The 19,092-nt window shown below is 67.4% G+C and carries 13 protein-coding genes; 4 read left to right on the top strand and 9 right to left on the bottom strand.

Features of this window, described 5'->3' with window-relative positions:
* Positions 1 to 183: 183 nt before the first annotated feature.
* From BMZ43_RS04880 to BMZ43_RS04870, 3 genes are all read right to left on the bottom strand, one after another.
* On the bottom strand, positions 184 to 939 hold the full coding sequence (locus BMZ43_RS04880) for a carbon-nitrogen hydrolase family protein (protein WP_064307321.1): 756 nt from the start codon (positions 937 to 939) through the stop codon (positions 184 to 186).
* A gap of 284 nt (positions 940 to 1,223) precedes the next feature.
* The gene (gene bglX / locus BMZ43_RS04875; RefSeq protein ID WP_064307320.1) at positions 1,224 to 3,503 is read right to left on the bottom strand and encodes a beta-glucosidase BglX; all 2,280 of its coding nucleotides are present in this window, start codon (positions 3,501 to 3,503) and stop codon (positions 1,224 to 1,226) included.
* Positions 3,504 to 3,651: 148 nt separating this feature from the next.
* A complete protein-coding gene (locus BMZ43_RS04870; protein ID WP_093250473.1) occupies positions 3,652 to 4,929 on the bottom strand; it encodes a glucarate dehydratase family protein in 1,278 nt (425 codons plus the stop codon).
* A gap of 185 nt (positions 4,930 to 5,114) precedes the next feature.
* On the opposite strand from BMZ43_RS04870, the gene BMZ43_RS04865 reads away from it, so the two are divergent.
* Positions 5,115 to 6,776, top strand: coding sequence for a VRR-NUC domain-containing protein (locus tag BMZ43_RS04865; RefSeq protein WP_017642460.1), 1,662 nt, complete (start codon positions 5,115 to 5,117; stop codon positions 6,774 to 6,776).
* Positions 6,773 to 9,046, top strand: a complete 2,274-nt coding sequence (locus BMZ43_RS04860; protein WP_064307317.1) for an ATP-dependent DNA helicase — start codon at positions 6,773 to 6,775, stop codon at positions 9,044 to 9,046. Before BMZ43_RS04865 ends, BMZ43_RS04860 begins: the two co-directional genes overlap by 4 nt.
* Positions 9,047 to 9,362: 316 nt before the next feature.
* Here BMZ43_RS04860 and BMZ43_RS04855 read toward each other — a convergent pair whose 3' ends face one another.
* A complete protein-coding gene (locus BMZ43_RS04855) occupies positions 9,363 to 9,746 on the bottom strand; it encodes a glyoxalase superfamily protein (protein WP_064307316.1) in 384 nt (127 codons plus the stop codon).
* A 230-nt stretch (positions 9,747 to 9,976) separates the two neighbouring features.
* Here BMZ43_RS04855 and BMZ43_RS04850 point away from each other — a divergent pair, with 230 nt between their 5' ends.
* Positions 9,977 to 11,611: a glucan biosynthesis protein D gene (locus tag BMZ43_RS04850; RefSeq protein ID WP_017642457.1), complete on the top strand. Its 1,635-nt coding sequence runs from the start codon at positions 9,977 to 9,979 to the stop codon at positions 11,609 to 11,611.
* Positions 11,612 to 11,701: 90 nt separating this feature from the next.
* Here the strand turns inward: BMZ43_RS04850 and BMZ43_RS04845 are convergent, their stop codons facing one another.
* The 5 genes from BMZ43_RS04845 to BMZ43_RS04825 form a co-directional block, all read right to left on the bottom strand.
* Complete coding sequence (locus BMZ43_RS04845) at positions 11,702 to 12,436, bottom strand: GGDEF domain-containing protein (protein ID WP_093250466.1); 735 nt, start codon at positions 12,434 to 12,436, stop codon at positions 11,702 to 11,704.
* Entirely contained in the window at positions 12,433 to 12,822 is a 390-nt protein-coding gene (locus BMZ43_RS04840) for a DUF1987 domain-containing protein (protein ID WP_064307315.1), read from the bottom strand. Before BMZ43_RS04840 ends, BMZ43_RS04845 begins: the two co-directional genes overlap by 4 nt.
* Positions 12,823 to 12,840: 18 nt before the next feature.
* Entirely contained in the window at positions 12,841 to 13,404 is a 564-nt protein-coding gene (locus BMZ43_RS04835) for a SiaB family protein kinase (protein WP_093250996.1), read from the bottom strand.
* A gap of 5 nt (positions 13,405 to 13,409) precedes the next feature.
* Positions 13,410 to 14,636, bottom strand: a complete 1,227-nt coding sequence (locus tag BMZ43_RS04830; RefSeq protein ID WP_017642453.1) for a SpoIIE family protein phosphatase — start codon at positions 14,634 to 14,636, stop codon at positions 13,410 to 13,412.
* A gap of 112 nt (positions 14,637 to 14,748) precedes the next feature.
* A complete protein-coding gene (locus tag BMZ43_RS04825; RefSeq protein ID WP_093250461.1) occupies positions 14,749 to 16,893 on the bottom strand; it encodes a polysaccharide biosynthesis tyrosine autokinase in 2,145 nt (714 codons plus the stop codon).
* 560 nt (positions 16,894 to 17,453) lie between these two features.
* Here BMZ43_RS04825 and BMZ43_RS04820 point away from each other — a divergent pair.
* Positions 17,454 to 19,058, top strand: a complete 1,605-nt coding sequence (locus BMZ43_RS04820) for a hypothetical protein (protein ID WP_093250456.1) — start codon at positions 17,454 to 17,456, stop codon at positions 19,056 to 19,058.
* Positions 19,059 to 19,092 lie beyond the last annotated feature (34 nt).

Genomic DNA, 19,092 nt, shown 5'->3' with positions numbered 1-19,092 from the left:
GGTTACAGCGTCGTTCACGCTGCGAAAGGCATCCTTGGCGCCGTTCTGAAAAAGGATGTCAGAGCCTTATCGGCGTCTGATGTGTGACCTTTAGTCGCAGGAAGGGGCGAGATATCAAATCGCTACCAGGGTCGCAACGTGACCCGCCAGCCGCTTTGCAGTCAGCGGATCTTCCTGCACGGATCAGGCCGGCAAGGCGCAGACTTCACCCTGCCAGTCATCCGCTACCCGCCGCACGAGCACCAGGCAGGCGCCGTCTCCCGGCGCTGCGATCAGGCACTGGCCGTCGGCCTGCCAGAAGGCACTGCGGCCCACGCAGGCATAGCCACCGGTGGGTGCGCCATGATTGGCCATGAGCACCGGCATGCCCAGCCGCCGGGCGTGGCCGGCCAGCAGGGCGCTGTCGCTGGGATAGCCGGTCGGGCCGATCACCGCCGAGGCCAGATAGAGATCGGCGCCCCGGGCGCGGGCGGCATCGGCATGGGCCGGATGGTTGCTGTCGGCGCAGATGGCCAGGGCGGCTTGCAGGCCCTGCACCGCCAGCAACTCCCCGCCGTTGCCGGGCACGAAGGGCGGTGCCTCGCCCGGATGCAGGTATTGCTTGGTATGGACGCGACAGCCACCGTCCGCGCCCAGGATCAAGGCGCCTATCTGCAATCCTGCCGCACCCTGGACCGGCGCCCCGACCACGGCCGTGAGCCCGGCCTTGCTGCAGGCTTCGCGCAGCGGCAGCAGCTGCGTATCGTCGGGTTCCAGCGCCAAACCCGTCGCCAGCGCCGGTTCATAGCCGGTCAGAGATAACTCGGGAAACAGCAGGAGATCCGCCCCAGCCGCTGCGGCCGCGGCGACGAACGCCAGATGGGTGCGCAGATTGGCGGCGAGATCGCCGGCGACTGAAGCGGATTGGGCAGCGGCGAGGGTCAGGCTGAGCGCATTCACCGGGACTCCGAAAGCGTGTGGAAATCATTATTCATGTCGCTAATCAACGCTATAGCGGAGATCTGCTTCGGGGCCGGCTACGCGGTTGAGCTCGGCGCGGTGCTCGATGACCAGTCGGTGTAGATAGCGCTTCGTAGCTGGGGTCGAGCGTAGCCAAGCCCGACACCTCGCAGCCTTGGCTTCGTGCCCGGTTGGGCTGAGCGTTAGCGAAGCCCAACAGGCTAGATTCAAGGCGCTCGCCCTCACCCCAACCCTCTCCAGGGGGAGAGGGAGGAAAGCGGTCCTTACAGCAGCGTGAAACTCCCCTCACGCACCCGTTCCGAATCCAGGCCGACCATCACCTTGAATTCGCCCGGTTCCGAGACCAGCTTGAGGTCATTGTTGTAGAAGCGCAGGTCCGCCTCGGTGATGGGGAAGTCCAGCTCGCGGCTCTCGCCCGGTTGCAGCATCACCTTCTGGAAGCCCTTGAGCTCCTTGACCGGTCGCGCCAGGGAGGCGGTCACGTCGTGCAGATAGAGCTGCACCACGGTGGCGCCGACGCGGTCGCCGGTGTTCTTGACCGTGACCCTGGCGGTCAGGGTGTCGCCCTGCTTCAGGGTGGCGCTGGACAGCTGCGGCGCCGAGACGTCGAAGCTGGTGTAGCTCAGGCCGTAGCCGAAGGGGTAGAGCGGACCGTTGACGATGTCGAAGTAGCGCGAGGTGTACTTGTTCGGCTTGGCCGCGTCGAAGGGCCGGCCGCTGCTCAGGTGGTTGTAGTACAGCGGCACCTGGCCCACTTCGCGGGGAAAGGTCATGGTCAGCTTGCCGGACGGGTTGTGGTCGCCGAACAGCACATCGGCCACGGCGTTGCCGCCCTCGGTGCCGGGGAACCAGGCTTCCAGCAGGGCGTTGGCCTGCTCCTGTTCCCATTCCAGCGCCAGCGGGCGGCCGTTCATCAGCACCAGCACCAGCGGCTTGCCGGTGGCCTTGAGCGCCTTGATCAGCTCACGCTGGGTGTCGGGCACGCTGATGCGGGCGCGGCTGGAGGCCTCGTGGGCCATGCCCTGGGACTCACCGACCACGGCCACCACCACCTCGGCCTGGCGTGCCGCGGCCACGGCTTCGGCGATCATCTCGCCGGCACTGCGCGGATCCACCGCGACCGCGGGTTCATAGGAGTTGAGGTAGGCCAGCACATCGCGGTCGTCCAGCAGGTTGGCGCCCTTGGCATAGAGCACCTTGCCCTGGCCGGCCACGGCGTTTTCCAGCCCACGGCGGATGGAGACTGCCTGGGCGGCCACACCAGCGGCGGACCAGTTGCCCATGACATCGCGCGGGCTGTCGGCCAGCGGACCGACCACGGCCAGGGTGGCGCCCTTGCGCAGCGGCAGGACGGCCTTTTCGTTCTTCAGCAGCACCAGGCTCTCGCGCGCCACCTGGCGCGCCTCGGCGCGGTGCAGGCGCGATTCGGCGTTGGTGTCGACCGGGTCCTGGCCCTGCAGGCGACGGTAGGGATCGTCGAACAGGCCCAGGCGGTACTTGGTCAGCAGCATGTCGCGCACGGCCTGGTCGATCTCAGCCTGGGTCACCTTGCCGGCCGCCAGCAGGGCGGGCAGCTGCTTGCCATAGACGTCGTCGTGCATGTTCAGCTCGACGCCGGCCTTGAGCGCCTGCTCGGCGGCGTCGCGAGTGTCCTTGGCCACCCCGTGCAGCACCAGTTCGTTGATGGCGCCGTGGTCGCTGATCAATAGGCCCTGGTAATTCCAGTCCTTGCGCAGCAGGTCCTGCAGCAGCCAGCGATTGGCCGTGGCGGGAACGCCATTGATGCTGTTCAGGGCCACCATCACCGCGCCGGCACCGGCCTCGGCGGCGGCGCGATAGGGCGGCAGGTAGTCCTGCATCAGCCGTTGCGGACTCATGTCGACGTTGCTGTAGTCGCGCCCGGCTTCCACCGCGCCGTAGCCGCCGAAGTGCTTGATGCTGGCCATGAGGCTGTCGGGGGCGCGCAGGTCGTCGCCTTGGTAGGCGTGCACTAGGGTGGCGCCGATGCGCGAGGTCAGCCAGGTGTCTTCGCCGAAGGTTTCCGAGGCACGGCCCCAGCGCGGCTCGCGGGTGACGTCGACGGTGGGGGAGAAGGTCAGGTCGAGGCCATCGGCGGCCGCCTCGATGGCGGAGATGTGCGCGCTGGTGGCGATGGCGTCGAGATTCCAGGTGCTGGCCAGGCCCAGGTTGATAGGGAAGATGGTGCGCATGCCGTGGATGACGTCATAGGCATAGAACAGCGGGATCTTCAGCCGGCTTTGGGCGACCTGGTCCTGCATCTGGCGGATGTCGGGGCGGGTCACGGTGTTGAACATGGCGCCCACCTTGCCGGCGCGGATGTCCGCCATGATGGCTTCCTTGGGATAGTCCGGCCCGACGCTCACCAGATTGAGCTGGCCGATCTTTTCCTCCAGGGTCATCTTCGCCAGCAGGGCGTCGACGTAGGCGCGTGCCTGATCCCTGTCCTGCGCCGGGGCGAGGGTGGCGCTGACCGCCAGTCCCAGGCCGAGCATGAGTGCGGTGAGGCGTGGTGCGTTCAACATCGTCCCCCAATTCCCTGTGCGTACTTTCTCGTTGTTCTTGGGCACCCTTGTGCCGAGGGGATTGTACAGCCGCGACGCCGGGAAGCGGAGCCGTTGACGGCCGGCGGGCGAGCCGGTCGTCAGGGGCCTGGGAGAGGGGGGCGAAGATCTAGAAACGCGGCTTGCGGGTTTCCCAGTCCGGCTGGTACTTGCGCATCTGGCGCACGTCGTCGCGGCTGCGGATGTCGATGGCGAGGAACTGCTCGTGCAGCTTGGCGAGCTGGTCCTGGTCCAGCTCCACGCCCAGGCCGGGCGCATCGGTGATCGCCACGCAGCCATTGCGGATCGGCAGCTTGCCGCCCCGAATGACCTCTTCGTCCTCTTCCTGCCAGGGATAGTGGGTGTCGCAGGCATAGGCCAGGTTGGGCACCGCGGCGGCCACGTGGGTCATGGCCATGAGGCTGATGCCCAGGTGCGAGTTGGAGTGCATGGAGACGCCCAGGCCAAAGGTGCCGCACAGCCGCGCGAGGATCTGGGTGTCCCGGAGGCCGCCCCAGTAGTGGTGGTCGGCGAGCACGATCTGCACGCTGTTCTGGGCCACGCTGCGGCGGAATTCGTCGAAATCGGTGACCACCATGTTGGTGGCCAGGGGTATGCCGGTGCGCCGATGCAGTTCGGCCATGCCGTCCAGGCCCGGGGTCGGGTCCTCGTAGTACTGGAGGTCGCCCGCCAGGACCTCGGCGATGCGCAGGGAGGTTTCCAGCGACCAGTTGCCGTTGGGGTCGATGCGCAGCGGTGCCTCGGGAAAGGCCTGGCGCAGCGCCTTGATGCAGGCCGCTTCGTGATCCGGGCCAAGCAGGGTGCCGGCCTTGAGCTTGATGCTCTGGAAGCCGTTCTCCTCGATCATCCGCGCGGCCTGGGCCACCACCTGCTCGGGGCTGATGGCCTCGCCCCAGCGATCGGGCTTGTAGGTCGCGTCGATGTGCTCGGCGTACTTGAGGAACAGGTAGGCGCTGAAGGGGACTTCGCGGCGCACCGCGCCGCCGAGCAGCTCCACCAGCGGAATGCCCAGGGAGCGCGCCTGCAGATCGAGGAAAGCCACTTCGAAGGCGGAATAGGCATTGGCCACCTGCTTGCTCGGATGGGAGCCGGGCGCCAGTTCGGCACCGGCCACCACGCCGCCGGCGAGACTGGCGACGGTTTCCACCACCCGCGCGCGCAGGCCATTGAGGTCCCAGGCGGAAAGGCCGACCAGGCTGCCTTCCATGGCCTTGAGCACTGCCAGCACCGGGGCGTCGCCATAGCTTTCGCCGAGGCCGATGTGGCCATTGTCGCCTTCCACCTCGATGATGGATCTCAGCGCATAGGGTTCGTGGATGCCGCTGGCGTTGAGCAGCGGGGCATCGCGAAACGCGATGGGGGTGACTTTGATGCGTTTGATCTTCACGCTCAGACTCCTGGACTTGTAATTATGAAGGCGGTCTTTGTCAGTCATCGTATGACTACTGGTCGGGTTCTTCAACCTGGAAATCGCACGAACGCCCGGGCGAACGACCGCGCATCGCTTGAGGGTTGCCCGCTCCGGTCGGGGCTGGATAAATAGCCAGCCGCTTGCCTATTGCCCGTGTCGTCATGAACGCTCCGCTCGAAGATCCCCTCTACTATCTGCACAACTTCCAGCGGGTACTGGACTGGGTCGCCCTGCGCTATCCCGATCTGCTCGACGACCACGAGCAGGGTTTCATCGCGGCCTTCGCCGACTTGCCACAGCCCTCGCGGGCATTGCTGGTGCGCCTGGTGATGCGCAAGGGCGAGGTGTTCCGCGCCAGCAAGCTGGTCTACGGCGAGATTGGCTGCCCGCGTGCCGCCGCCTTGCCGCTGGTGGAGCTTGGCTGGCTGCTTTCCGATCCCGAATTGCACCTGATCGAACTCTTCGCCCTGCTGCGCAAGGAAGAACTGCTCGGCTGTTTCGGCGCCCGCCTGCCCAAGGCCGGCCGCAAGGAAGACTGGCTGGCCCGCCTGGAAGCCGAACAGGCCACGCCCCTGGCCTTCAGCGGCTGGGCCGGCACCGTGCCGGAGCTGGTGGAGGAGGGCGTCTGGCGCCTGACGCTGATGGACCTCTGCGACCGCCTGCGCCTGCTGTTCTTTGGCAACCTGCACCAGGACTGGACCGACTTCGTGCTGGCCGACCTGGGCATCTTCCAGTACGAGACGGTGGCCTTCAGCGCCGAATCCCGCGCCTTTGGCCAGCGCCATGAGGTGGACGCCTACCTCCACATCCAGCGTTGTCGCCAGGCGCTGCGCGATGGGCTACCGGCCGCCGAGCTGCTGCCACTGCTGCCCGCCGAGCGCTTTGCCAACACCTGGCTGGAATTGCGTCGGGGCAAGCTGCTCCACGAACTGGCGCAGCACCACGAACGCCTCGGTGAACTGGCCCAGGCGCAGGCGCTCTATGCCGCCTCGGCGCATCCCGAGTCGCGTATCCGCGCCCTGCGCATGCTCGAACGCCTGGAGGACTGGCCCGCCGCCCAGGCGCTGGCGGAAGCCATCGTCGCCGCGCCGGCCCATGACGCCGAGCGCCAGCAGGTGGCGCGCATCCTGCCGCGGCTGGTGCGCAAGCAGGGTGGCCCACCCAACAAGCGCCGCCCCGCCAGCCCGGTGGAGCGGCTCGACTTCGAGCTAGTCAACGACGGCCTGCGCCGGGTCGAGTGGCTGGTGCGCGAGCACCTGGGCCGCGACGAGGCGCCGGTGCACTATGTGGAAAACACCCTGCTCACCAGCCTGTTCGGCCTGCTGTGCTGGGACGCCATCTTCCTCGCCATCCCCGGCGCCTTCTTCCACCCCTATCAGCGCGAACCGGCCGACCTGCGCCTGCCGGGCTTTCGCGAACGCCGGGCCGAGGCCTTCGCCGCCTGTTTGGCGCGGCTAGACGACGGCTCCCATGCGGCGGTGATCCGCGAGCGTTTCGCCGCCAAGCGCGGTCTGGCCTCGCCCTTCGTCGCCTGGGGCATCCTCAGCAGCGACTTGCTCGACCAGGCCCTGGCCTGCCTGCCAGCGCGGCACCTGCGGCTGTGCTTCGAGCGACTGCTGGAGGATCCGGACAACAACCGTACCGGCTTGCCCGACCTGATCCAGTTCTGGCCGGCGGAAGGCCGCTACCGGATGATCGAGGTCAAGGGCCCGGGCGACCGCCTGCAGGACAACCAGCGCCGCTGGCTGGACTTCTTCGCCGCCCATGACATCCCGGTCAGCGTCTGCCACGTGCAGTGGCAGGTGGCCGCGACCTCCGCATGAGCTATCGCATCGCCGTTCGCGCCCTCTGCGAATTCACCGCCAAGGCCGGCGACCTGGACCTCAGGTTCACCCCGTCGCCCACCGCCCTGGAAGGTATCGAAGGCCACCAGCGGGTGGCGGCGCGGCGCGGTCCCGGCTATGAGCGCGAGGTCAGCCTGCAGGGCGACTTCGAGGACCTGCAGGTGCGTGGTCGCGCCGATGGCTTCGACGCCGCCGCCAATCGCCTGGAAGAGATCAAGACCCACAGGGGCAGCCTGGAGCGCCAGCCGGGCAACCACCGTCACCTGCACTGGGCCCAGGCCAAGGTCTATGGGCATCTGCTGTGCCAGAGCCGCGCGCTGGCGGAGCTGACCCTGGCGCTGGTCTATTTCGATATCGGCACGGGCGCCGAGACCGTCTTCACCGAAGCCTGGACGGCGGCCGATCTGGCCGAGCACTTCGCCTTGCAGTGCTCGCGCTTTCTCGCCTGGGCGCGCCAGGAGCTGGCTCATCGCGCCGCGCGGGATGAGGCGTTGGCGACCCTGGCCTTTCCCCATCCCGACTTTCGCCACGGCCAACGGCCCCTGGCGGAAGCCGTCTACAAGGCCGCCAGCGTCGGCTGTTGCCTGCTGGCCCAGGCGCCCACTGGCATCGGCAAGACGGTGGGCACTCTGTTCCCGCTGCTCAAGGCCATGCCGCGGCAGCACCTGGACCGGCTGTTCTTTCTCGCCGCCAAGACCCCTGGTCGCGCCCTGGCCCTGCATGGCCTGGAATCCCTGGCCGCGCCGGTGCGGGTGCTGGAACTGGTGGCGCGGGACAAGGCCTGCGAGCACCCGGAGCTGGCCTGCCATGGCGAGTCCTGCCCGCTGGCCCGCGGCTTCTATGACCGGCTGCCGGCGGCCCGCGCCGCGGCCCTGGCCGAACCCACGCAGCTGACCCGGGCGCGGGTGCGGGAGACGGCCCTGGCCCATGAGGTCTGCCCCTACTACCTGGCCCAGGAACTGGCGCGCTGGAGCGACGTGGTGGTGGGCGACTACAACTACTATTTCGACGGCAGCGCCATGCTCCATGCCCTGGCCCAGACCCAGGAGTGGCGGGTCGGGGTGCTGGTGGACGAGGCCCACAACCTGCTCGACCGCGCCCGCGGCATGTACAGCGCCAGCCTCGACCAGCGCCGCCTGGCGGCGGGCAAGGCGGTGGCGCCGCCGGCCATCGCCAAGGGCCTGCAGACGCTCAATCGCGAATGGAATCGCCTGCACAAGGAACAGCAGGTCGACTACCAGGTGCAGCCGGAATTGCCCGCGGCCTTCCTCACCGCCCTGCAACGGGTGGTGGGTCTGCTCACCGAGCATTTCGGCGAACCCGGACAGCCACCGGCACCGGAGCTGCAGACGCTGTTCTTCGACCTGCTGCAGTTCATGCGCTTGGGCGAGACCTTTGGCGATCACTCGCTGTTCGACGTCACCCTGCTCAAGGGCCGCGGCAAGGCCCAGTCGCAACTCAACCTGCGCAACCTGGTGCCGGCACCCTTCGTCGGTCCGCGGCTGGCGGCGGCCCACAGCTGCACCCTGTTCTCGGCCACCCTGATCCCCCAGCACTTCCACCGCGACCTGCTCGGGGTGCCGGTCGGCAGCGCCTGGGTGGACGTGGCCTCGCCCTTCGCCGCCGAGCAGCTCGAGGTGCGCCTGGTACGGCTTTCCACCCGCTACGCCGATCGCGCCGCCTCCCGCGCGCCCATCGCCGCCCTGATCGCCAGCCGTTATCGCCAGCGACCGGGCAACTACCTGGCCTTCTTCAGCAGCTTCGACTACCTCGATCAGGTCGCCGAGGCCCTCGCCGAGCTGGCGCCCGACGTGCCCCAGTGGCGTCAGTCCCGCGGCATGGACGAAGCCGCGCGCCAGGCCTTTCTCGACCGCTTCCAGGCCGATGGCCGTGGTATCGGTTTCGCCGTGCTCGGTGGCAGCTTTGGCGAGGGCATCGACCTGCCCGGCGACCGCCTGATCGGCGCCTTCGTCGCCACCCTGGGCCTGCCCCAGCTCAATCCGGTCAACGAACAGCTGCGCCAGCGCCTGCAACGGCGCTTCGGCGACGGCTATCGCTACGCCTACCTCTATCCGGGCCTGCAAAAGGTCATCCAGGCCGCCGGCCGAGTGATCCGCACCGTGCAGGACCGCGGCTGCCTCTACCTCATCGACGATAGATTCACCCAACCCGAGGTCAGGGCACTGCTGCCGACCTGGTGGCAGGTAGAGGAGGGGGTGGTGCCCACGGGCGAACCTGCGCCCGCTTGAAGGCTACCGAGGTCATGGCCGCCCGCCGATGCAACTGATCCTATGGCACTCCGGTGTTTTGTTGATCGCGGCCATGGGCGCTCCTACGATTACATCGAGCCTGTAGGAGCAACTGCCTTAGCCGTTATTGGGGTGCACCAGTTGTAGAGCCGTAGCGTGGAAAACGGCGCAGCCTTTTCCACTGGGGACTTCGTGGCGAGGGCGCCCTCACCCCAACCCTCTCCCGAGGGGAGAGGGAGCCATCCGCGCAGGCGGTCATCTCCATCATCGAGCCTGTAGGAGCGGCCCATGGCCGCGATCACCGTACAGCCGTTGCTTAGGCCTCCGGCGTCTCCTCGCAAAACCTCAATCGATTACCAAAGGGATCGGCGATCTCCATCACCAGGCCCCAGGGCAATTCCTGGATGTCTGGCCGGGCGAATCCGTAGTCCTTGGCCAGCAACTCGGCCTGGAAGGCGCGGATGCCGGTCATGCGGACGAAGACCGTCGAGCCCGGACAGGCGTCGCCATGGTGGCCGGATAGGTGCAGGCGTAGGCCGGCGCGCTCGACTTCGGCATAGAGCGGCAATCCCGGCTCGAAGCGATGCTCCCAGACCAGGCGGAAGCCCAGGAAGTGGCAGTAGAATTCACGCGCCTTTTCGTCATCGAAGCTGCGCAGGATGGGGCTGGGTTGCCCGAAGGTGACGGCGGCATTGACCATGAGCGGTCTCCAGGGGCGCGGGAGGAATGTCGATGATGCCCATTCCACCGCGTCCGGCAACCCGAAGTGTGATCCGGAAAGCTTTGGTAACCGCTCTGGCAGGCCAGAGCGTGCGCTAGGCGGCAGTTCACCGGTGCGATGGCGAACCTATCCGGGTATCGTGCATTCTTTTTCTCTCTGGCGGTTCGGCTGGGCCGAATCTTTTCATCCTTTGTGACCAAGGTTGATCCATGCAGCGTCGACACCTGCTCAAAGCGTCCCTGGCCCTGGCGGCCTACACCGGCATTCCCTCCACCGGGCTGTTCGCCCTTCAGGCCTTCGCCAATCCGGCCAATGGCGACGGCCAGGCCTTCGATTTCGACTGGCTCAAGCAGCACGCCAAGGAACTGGCTGGTAAGGCCTATCAGCCCACCGCCCAGCAACTGCCCGACACCCTGGCGAAGATGACGCCCCAGCAGTTCAATGCCATCGGCTACGATGCCCAGCATTCGCTCTGGCATGACCTCAAGGGTCAGCTGGACGTGCAGTTCTTCCACGTCGGCATGGGCTTCAAGACCCCGGTGCACATGTATTCGGTGGACCCCAAGACCAACGAGGCCAAGGAAGTCCACTTCCGCCCCGAGTTGTTCAACTACAACGACAGCGGCGTCGACAAGAGCCAGCTCAAGGGCGACTTGGGCTTTGCCGGCTTCAAGCTGTTCAAGGCGCCGCACCTGGCCCAGTACGACATCGTCTCCTTCCTCGGCGCCAGCTACTTCCGCGCCGTGGACAAGACCCGTCAATACGGCCTTTCGGCCCGCGGCCTGGCCATCGACACCTATGCCGAGCGGCCCGAGGAATTCCCCGACTTCACCAAGTTCTGGTTCGTCACCCCGAACAAGAACAGCACCCGCTTCGTGGTCTATGCGCTGCTGGATTCGCCCAGCGCCACCGGCGCCTATCGCTTCGACATCGACTGCCTGAACGACCGGGTGGTGATGGACGTGGACGCCAACGTCAATGCCCGCCGCGACATCAAGCAACTGGGCATCGCGCCCATGACCAGCATGTTCGGCTGCGGCACCCACGAGCGCCAGACCTGCAACACCTACCACCCGCAGATCCATGACTCCGACCGCCTGGCCATGTGGAAGGGCAACGGCGAGTGGATCTGCCGCCCGCTGAACAATCCGCCCAAGCTACAGTTCAACGCCTTCAAGGACGACAGCCCCAAGGGCTTCGGCCTGGTACAGACCGACCACGAATTCGAAAGCTACCAGGACGTCATGGTCCGCTACGACCGCCGGCCGAGCCTGTGGGTCGAGCCCACCTCCGCCTGGGGCGAGGGCGCCATCCAGCTGCTGGAGATTCCCACCACCGGCGAGACCCTGGATAACATCGTGGCCTTCTGGGCCCCGGCCGAGACCATCACCGCCGGCAAGTCGCTGCACTATGGCTACAAGCTGCACTGGAGCGCGCTGCCGCCGGTGAGCACGCCGCTGGCGCGGGTCAACGCCACCCGTTCCGGGATCGGCGGCTTCCCCGAGGGCTGGGCGCCCGGTGAGCATTGGCCCAAGGTCTGGGCACGGCGCTTCGCCATCGATTTCAATGGCGGCGGCCTGTCGTTCCTGCCCGAAGGCACCGGCATCGAGCCGGTGGTGACCGTCACCGACGGCAAGGTGCAGGATTTCCACGTGCTCAAGATCGACGAGATCGGCGGCTACCGGGTGATCTTCGATTGGTACCCCACCAGCGACAAGGCCGATCCGGTGCAGATGCGCGCCTTCATCCGCACCCAGGATCGCGCTCTGAGCGAGACCTGGTTGTACCAGTACTTCCCGCCGGCCGCCGACCAGCGCCGTTATCCGGACTGGAAGCAGTCCTAAGCGACCGCTATGAAAAAGCCGCTGCGCCCTTTCGGCGCAACGGCTTTTTTGTGTCCGGGAGCCGGACGGCTGGCGAGACGGCCGAGCTCGTCAGTCGGCCAGCACCACCTGATTACGGCCGCCGCGCTTGGCCCGGTAGAGCGCCGCGTCGGCCAGCCCATAGGCGAGCTCGAATTCGGTACCCGGTGGATTGAGACTGAGGCCGAAGCTGGCCGTCACCGGCGCCGGGCCGGTCGCCTCCTGGGCGATGCGCTGGCGCAGCCGCTCGGTCATGGCCAGGGCCTCGTCCCGTGCCAGGGTCGGCAGCAGCACGGTGAATTCCTCGCCACCCACCCGGCCGACGATGGCCGGCGCCTGGACGAGCTCCTGCAGGCAGCGGGCGATGGCCTGGATCACCCGATCGCCGGCGGGATGGCCGAACTCGTCGTTGATGCGTTTGAAGTGGTCGATGTCCAGCACGATCATGGCGCCGCCCTGTTGCCGCAGGGCCCGGCCGGCCTGGTCGATCACCGCGCCGCGATTGAGCATCCCGGTGAGGGCGTCGTGGGTGGCGCGGTACTCCAGCTGCTGGCTGAGGGTCTGCAATTGCTGGTTGAGGGCGTTCATCTCGCGTTCGGCGCGATCGCTGCGGGCGATCAGCCGGCGGGTCTCGCGCATCAGTCGTTCGAAATGCAGCGTCAGGTCGCCGAGGGCGGCTCGGTAGCGCTCGGCATCGGCGTCGTCGGCCCCATAGAGGGCGCGTGCGGCCTGCAGCACTCCGGCCTCCTGCTCGAACAGGTCGGGTCCGGGGTCGGCCGGGCTGTAGCGCCTGACGCTGGCGGTCATGCCGGCAGCTCGGGATGCTCGACGAAGGTCAACGCCTGGAAGTCCAGTCGCAGCTCTTCGCCGAATTCCTGGATGGTCTCGTCCTCGGCGTCGTAATACCAGTGCAGCTCCACCCGATTGCCGGCCTGGGCCGCCTGGTCCAGGGCGTCGAACAGGGTGAACAGCATCTTGGTGCTGGAGCTGTTGAAGTAGGCGAGGGCGACATGCACCCGGATGCTGGCGCCCTGGCGCTGGTCGAGATAGGCCCGAAGGGATTCGATCACCGGCAGGTAGAAGGCCGCGGCGTTTTCCGGAAAGGATTCGCCCTTGAGCCAGAGTTCGTCCTCGGCAAAACGGAAATCCACCTCCGGAGAGGTGGCGGTGGGCGCGATGAACACGGTGTCCATACGAGGTCGGAGTCCCTGTCAGATGATGGCTTTCAGGCAGAACAGGGTGGTGCCCGGCGTCTGCGTGGAGGGATGGAAGGCGAATTCCAGGGGCGCGCTGGCATCGCGCGCCATGGTCAGGAAGCCGAGGCCGGCCCCCTTGCTGTCGACCGGGGTCTCGGCGCGCAGGGATTCGCGATAGGCCTGCTTGATCTGTTCCAGCGACATGCTGCACAGCGGCTCAAGCCGCTCGCGCAGGGCCTCTACCTTGTCGCTGACGATGGGGTTGGCGCAGAGCATCTGGTAGTTGCCGTCCTGGCGGGTGATACAGACCGACCCCTGTCCCAGTTTGGCGTTCGCCAGAGCGTCCGGGGGCAGGGCATCGGCGGAATAGTGCAGGACGTTCTGTGACAGTTCGATGAAAGAGGAAAACAGCTTGCGCCGGGTGGCGCCGCTGATCCCTTCGAATTCCAGTTGCAGCTTCACCACCTCGGCCATGGCGGCGACGATGCCATGGGAGAAGTAGCCGTGGTGATAGAAGATCACGTGCTGTTGTTGGGCGATTTCGAGAAAGGCGCCGTTCGCGGTAAAGGAGGCGGTCATGTCGGTCAGGCCACGCGAATGCAAAGGAAGGTGAGGTCGTCGCGGCGGAGTTCGTCGCCTTGCCAGCGGGCGAGGTCCGCGCTGAGTTGCTCGCAGAAGACGGCGGTGGGCGCCGTGCGCGATTCGGTCAACCGGGCCAGGGCGCGGCGCTTGCCAAAGGAGGTGCGCCGCGGGCCGCCGATCTGGTCGATCAGGCCATCGGTGGTGGCGAACAGCAGGCTGCCCGGCTGCAACGGCAGGGTGGTGGCGGGCCAGCACTGCTCCAGTGGGCTGTCGGCGTAGCCGATGCCCAGGCGCAGCGGCGCCAGGGTCAGTACCTCGGCGGCGTCGGGCGCCAGCAGGTAGAGCGGCATGCGGGCGCCGGCGTAGGTCAGGCTATGGCTGCGGCTATCCACCCAGAAGCAGGCCAGATCCAGGCCATCGTTGGACTCGGAGATGCCGCCGGACTGCCCCAGCATCGCCTTGACGCTGCCGTTGATCGCCGCCAGCAGCGCCGAGGGATCGCGCGGCCCCAGCTGTTGCAGGGCCTGGGTCAGGGACGCCGAGGCGATCAGGGTCATGAAGGCGCCCGGCACGCCGTGGCCGGTGCAGTCGGCGATGGCGCCGAACCAGCCGTCCTCATGCTGGGCGAAGTGATAGAAGTCGCCGCCGACCACGTCGCGCGGTTCCCAGACCAGGGTGGCGTCCTGCTCCATCACCGCCAGGGCCTCGCGCGAGCTGCGCAGCATGGCCCGCTGGATGACGCTGGCGTATTCGATGCTGTGCATGATCTGGCGATTCTTCTCGGCCTGCAGGTCCGAGACGATGCGCATCAGCTGCACGCCCAGGCCGAGGCCGACGAAGCGGCCCTCGCGGGTGACGATGAAGCCGTCGGCCAGCACCTTTTCGCCCACCTCGACGGTCCGGCGGGTCAGCTCCTCGATGGACAGGCCGGCGTCCACCACCAGCGGCTCCTTGTCCATGAAGGCGATGCAGCTCTTGCGATCATAGACTTCGCGGTGATACGGCTTGCTCATCTGCGAGAGGAAGATGTCGCGATTGATGAGCCCGATCGGCCGGTCGTGCTCGACCACCGCGAGACTGGTGATCTCGCGGCGTTCGTTGAACAGGTCCATGACCATGGCGTTGGTGTGCTCGGCCTCGACCGCGGGCCATTGGGTGCAGAGGTCGAGGGCGCAGCGTTGGCCGGGGCGGGTGGCGGAGCGCGCGGAGGGCAGGGGAGCGGACGACATCGATACGAATCCGTTCTCGGGAGGTCGATGCAGCCTAGGGGCTCCGTGTTGAGCTTTGATGACAGGAGGTGGCCAGGCGCCAGCATCGCGCTGGGCCTGGCCAGGGGGTGGGTCAGCCGGTCAGCACGCCCAGAGCTGCGCGCGTGAACGGCGGTGGCGGGACGGCATTGAGCACCGCGCCCTGCAACGCCAGACCGCTGTGGGCGAACTGGCGCTGGGTCGCCTCGATCTCCTTGGCAGTGTTGCAGCCGTGGCGTGACACCAGAAGGCAGGTGCCGGCCTGGGCGGCCAGCAGCACGGCGTCGGTCACCGCCAGCACCGGCGGGGTGTCGAGGATGATCAGCTCGTAGTCCTGCTGCAGGCCGCGCAGCAGCTCGGTGCAGCGTGCGCTCATCAGCAACTCGGCCGGGTTCGGCGGGCGGATGCCGCCCACCAGGCAATCCAGGCCAGGTATCGCCGTGGGCTGAATCGCCTGCTCGGGGGTCGCCAAGCCGGCCAGCACCTCGGCGAGGCCCGGGCGGCGAGCCAGCTGCAGACGGCGGTGCAGGCGCCCACGGCGCAGGTCGGCATCCACCAGCAGCACTCGCGTTCCACCTTCGGCCAGCACCCGGGCCAGTTGCACGGCCACCGACGATTTGCCGGCGGCGGGACTGGCACTGGTGATCAGCAGCAGGTCGTTGCGTGCCTCGGTGCGAGCGAAGGCCAGGCTGGTGCGCAGGATCCGCAGGGCTTCCTGGTAGCCGCTGTCGAGCGGCGTCTGCAACGGTCCGCCGAGCTGGCGGCCTGGCGCCAGGGGCAGTTGCGCCAGCACCGGCAGGCCCAGATTCTCCAGGCCCTCGGCGTCCTCGATACCGCGCTCCAGGCTGGCGCGCAGGTATACCCAGGCGGCGCCGGCCAGGCAGCCGAACAGCAGGGCGCTAAGGATCAGCAAGGGCTTCTTCGGGTAGACCGGCGCAATCTGGGTGTAGGCGCTGTCGATGATGCGCACGTCGCTCACCGTGCCCGCCCGCACCACCGACAACTCTTGGATGCGCTTGCTGATCAGTGCATAGACCTTGTCCGCCGCCTCCACTTCGCGCTGCAGGCGCAGCACCTCCTGCTGGGTCTGCGGCAGCTGGCCCAGGCGCCGCTGCAGGACCTGGCGCTCGCGATTCAACACCTGGCGGCGCGCCAGCAGGGTCTGGTACAGCGGATGAGTAGTGGTGAAGCGCAGCGCCAATCCGAGGCGCTCCATCTCCAGGGCCGACAGCTGACCGTCGAGCTCCACCGCCTGACGCAGCAGGCTGCGCCCCTCCGCGCCGATGGCGATGGAGCCCCGTTGCCGCTGGTAGCCGTCCAGGGCCTGGCGACCGGCACTCAGGCGCTGGTTCACCCGTGGCAGCTCCTGGCGCAGGAAGGCCAGTTGCTGGGTCGACTCGTCGGCATTACGGGTCACGTCCTGGCGCACATAGGCCTCGGTGATGCCGCGCAGGATACGTTGCGCCTGCTGCGCATCAGTACCCTGCAGCTTGATCGAGAGGATCCCCGAGCGCTTGCCGCGTTCGCTGACCATGAGGCGCTCCTGCAGCGCCTGAATGGCGACCCCACGGCGCTGCTTGACCAGGATGAATTCGGTGCCCGGATAGGCGTGCAGCTGGGTGATGTCCAGCTGTAGCTCGCCGGCGCTGGCCGGCTGGCCCAGGCGGCCCTCCAGCAGGCGTTTGCCCTGGGCATCGCTCAGCAGGAAGCGATCCGGGGCTTCGGCGGTGAGGGTCAGCGGCTGGCCATAGAGGGCAGCGGGTACGTTCAGGCTGGCGATGGCCAACTGCTCACCGCCCCAGCCGAACCGGGCGAGACCGAAGCGCGGCGGGGCCACCGCGTCGCTGGTCCTTTCGTGGCGGCGAGCCAGCCAGTCGCCCAGCAGCGGCAGGCGCCGCGGGGTGACGCTCAGGTCCAGGCCCTCGACGTCCACCACCTCGCCGACCACCCGCCGCGAGGTGAGCAGCTGCATCTCGGTGATGGCTTCCGGCGGCGGCAGGGGGCGGCCATTGTCGGACTCGTCCAGGCGCACGATGCCGCGCTGGTATTCGATCTGCACGGTCGCCACCGCCTGGTAACGCGGCGCGGCGAGTTGGGTATAGGCCACACCGAGCAGGGTGCAGAGGGCCACGCAAGCCAGCAGGCTGCGGCGATGGCGCCAAAGGGCGGCGCAATAGCGGGCGAAACCGATGTCCGCGGCCTGGGCGGCGGCGGGTGGAGACTGATGCGACTGGTCCATGCAGGAGCGGGCCTTGGGCAGGTACGGAAGAGGACAGCCGTCGCGGCCGATGCCTGTCCAGAAAGACAGCGATCGGCGAACCGGGGTCAGGATCTTCACACCAGGCTGGGCACAGCTGGAAACGCCAGGCGCTGGATCGGGGATCCGCGCCTTGTCGGCTGGAGTGCTGCGTCGACTCTAAGCGAAAGCAAAAGCCAAAAATGTGACACCCCGTGCAGAACGCGACGGATGCCGGCTTGGCAGCGTCAAGGTGCTAAGGCAGTCTTCTTTGCGACCTGTCATGCCTGCCGACGACGCACCGTGGCAGGCCCTGTTCGTCGTCCCCACGCGGGGTCGTCGAGCCAGTCTTCGTGTTGAGCGGCGTCGCCCCTTGCGACGCCGTGTTCCTGACGGCTTCTTGAATGTAGTCAGCGGTTGAAGCCCGGTTACCCGCCCGCGCGGCCTCCTTGGTCTGCGTGGGCGGTCTTGCACCGGTTGTACCAGGCCTGCGGAAGAGGACGCCTGGTTCTTCACTGCCCTGGACGGCGTTCTCGACTGCATGGCTGTCAGGAGACAGGACAATGAGCGTGGTATCTGACGTTACCCATCCCGGAGTCGGGGTGGGACGGTGGCCGTTCTGGCTGGGCGGTCTGGCGGTCGGCCTGCTGTTGCTGCTGGCCCTGCTGTGGCGCCTGCCGGATTTCCGTGACGGCACCGGGGCGCAGAATCTCGAAGCCAGCTACCACGTCCTGCTCAGCCTCAATGCCCTGGACGAATCCGGCGTGGCCCGGCACTGGTGGTTGCCCACGGTGACCCTGGGCGGCAGTCACGACCGGCAGGTGTCCTGGGGCGCGACCATCCCTACCCATAGCGGCGACTACGTCTACACCAGCTTCAGCAGCTACGGCTTCCTGGCGGCCTATCTCGGCCTCAAGGCCGCAGGCCTCTCGCCTTCGCTGCACAGTCTCGCGCTGTTCAACGCCGCCCTCGGCGCCCTGACGGCGCTGCTGTTGTTTCGCCTGCTCTATCTGGTGCTGCGCAGCCATGGCGCCACCCGCGCCCTGGCCGCCACCGGCGCCACCCGCGCCCTGGCCGCCACCGGCGCGGTGTTGAGCTGCCTGATCGCGATATTCAGCCGCGAGGCGCTGTTGTCCCAGGGCCTGCTCTACTGGGTGCAGAGTTTCTACCAGGTGCTGCTGCTGGCCAGCCTGCTGACGCTCTTCCACTACCTGCAGGCGCCGGCGCGCCAGCGCAGCCGGCTGGGCTGGCTGCTGGCCGGGCTGGTGTGCTTTGGCGCCCTGACCGAATGGACCGGCTATGTCTTCGGCGGTGGGCTGGTCGCGCTGTTCTGGCTGCAGCGCCGGCAGCTGCCGGAAGGCCAGCGCCTGGCCTGGCGCCTGGCCTTCGCCACGGCGCTGGCCGGGCTGCTGGTGCTGCTGCACTACAGCCTGGCGGCGGGCCTGTTGCCGACGCTCAAGGCCTTTGCCCGACGTTTTCTCGCCCGCAGTCCGAACAATGCTCATATGACTGACTTCCTTGCCGGCTATGGCCTGTCCTTCGGCCTGTTCCTGGCGGCCGTGGCCATTGCCCTGGGGGTGCTGGTCTGGAAGCGCCGGAGCCTGAGCTGGCCACGCAGCACCGGCCTGCTGCTGGCGGCCGCCAGCGTGCCGCTGCTGGAAAATCTGCTGCTGCTGCAGCACGCCACCCAGTTTTCCTTCGACCGCCTAAAGTTCATCTTTCCGGCCGCGCTGCTGCTGGGGCTGGCCTTTGTTGCCCTCAAGACTCCGGGGCGCGCCCTGCTTGCGGTGCTGCTGGTGGCGGCCGCTCTGCAGAATGGCCAGACCTATCGCCAGGATCTCGCCGGCTATGCCGGTTGGAGTGCCATCGACCGGCAGAACCAGGCGCTGGTCGGTCTGGTGCAGGGCCAGGTCGCATTGGATTGCACCCTCATCTCCACCGACATGTCGGTGCGCGGCTACGCCAACCTGCTGTTCCACCGCAGCATCCATGAATTGCAGCGCCAGCCGCTGGACTACCACGGCGAGCCGGGGGCCTGTGGCGGACTCTATCTGGAAGGCCGGGATTTCCGCGTCGACCTGCCCGAATACACCCGCGCCCGCCTGAGTCTGGCGGACGGTCGCCAGTTGACCTACGCCAAGGTCGAGGGTGACTGGCGCCTGCAATGAATGCCTTATCCATGAACACGCTGCGAGGAAACCG

This window comes from Pseudomonas sp. Snoq117.2 (genome assembly GCF_900110545.1).
GTDB classification, from domain to species: domain Bacteria; phylum Pseudomonadota; class Gammaproteobacteria; order Pseudomonadales; family Pseudomonadaceae; genus Chryseomonas; species Chryseomonas benzopyrenica.
This window is presented reverse-complemented; position numbering and strand designations above follow the sequence as displayed.